Raw genomic sequence first — 1,250 nt, forward strand, 5'->3', positions numbered from 1 at the left:
TCGCCCTATCTGGCGCTGGGCATGATCTCGGCCCGCCAATGCTACGCCGCCGTACTGGCAGAGAACGGCAGCCTCGCCGATGGCGATGTCGGCCTGACCAGCTGGGTCAACGAGCTGATCTGGCGTGAGTTCTACCAGCATATCCTGGTCGGCTTCCCGCGCGTCAATCGCCACCGCCCCTTCCAGCGCCACACCGAGGCCCTGCAGTGGCGCGATGACGACGCAGGCTTTGCCGCCTGGTGCGAGGGCCGTACCGGCTACCCCATCGTCGATGCCGCCATGCGTCAGCTGGTGCAGACCGGCTGGATGCACAATCGCCTGCGCATGGTGACGGCGATGTTCCTCACCAAGCATCTGCTGATCGACTGGCGGCGTGGCGAGGCCTTCTTCATGACCCATCTCGTCGATGGTGAGCTGGGCGCCAACAATGGTGGCTGGCAATGGGCGGCCTCCACCGGCACCGACGCCGCGCCCTATTTCCGCATCTTCAATCCGACCACCCAGGGCCAGCGCTTCGACAAGGACGGCGAGTTCATCGCGAGCATGGTGCCGGAACTGGCCGAGCTGCCGGCCAAGCGGCGCCACCAGCCCAGTGCGGATGACTGCCAACAGACGGGCTACCCACGACCGATCGTCGACCACAAGGCCGCCCGCCAGCGGGCGCTGGATACCTTCAAGGCGCTGTCAAAAAGCGAATGACCCCTCAAGCGGCCTGCTGATCTTCAGCAGGCCGCTCTTGTATCCCCCCTTCAGGAGCATTGCCATGCAATCGCTACCCGACGAGATGAGCCCGGCCCTGACTCGGGTATGTCGTCTTTACGAAAAGCTGGACAAAACCTCTACAGAACTGCTCAAATCAGTCTACAGTGACGATATCGTCTTCCGCGACCCCCTGCATGAAGTCCGCGGCCTGACGGCACTCAACGCCTATTTCTCAGGGTTGTACATGAATGTCGCCGCCATCGACTTCGTCTTTCATCACCCGCTGGGGCCGATGCAAGCGCAAGCCGCCGGCCCTGCGGATGAAGGCAATGAACAGGGACTTGCCTGGCTCAGCTGGACGATGACCTATCGCCATCCCCGTCTGAACGGGGGCAAGGACATCAGCGTGCAGGGCGCCTCACGCCTCGAGTTCCGAGACGGAAAGGTCATCCAGCACCGTGATTTCTTCGATGCCGGTGAGCTGCTCTACGAGCAGGTGCCCGTACTGCGCAACGTGATCGGCCTGCTGAAACGTCGCATGGACTGAG

Annotated in this window: 2 protein-coding genes; both read left to right on the forward strand. The window is 62.8% G+C overall.

Features of this window, described 5'->3' with window-relative positions:
* A partial coding sequence (locus AC4FAH_RS09220) for a cryptochrome/photolyase family protein (RefSeq protein ID WP_490245935.1) occupies positions 1-699 on the forward strand: 699 nt, incomplete at its 5' end.
* Between the two features lie 64 nt (positions 700-763).
* Positions 764-1,249: a nuclear transport factor 2 family protein gene (locus AC4FAH_RS09225; protein WP_288988995.1), complete on the forward strand. Its 486-nt coding sequence runs from the start codon at positions 764-766 to the stop codon at positions 1,247-1,249.
* Position 1,250: the final 1 nt, after the last annotated feature.

The organism is Cobetia sp. (genome assembly GCF_983723665.1).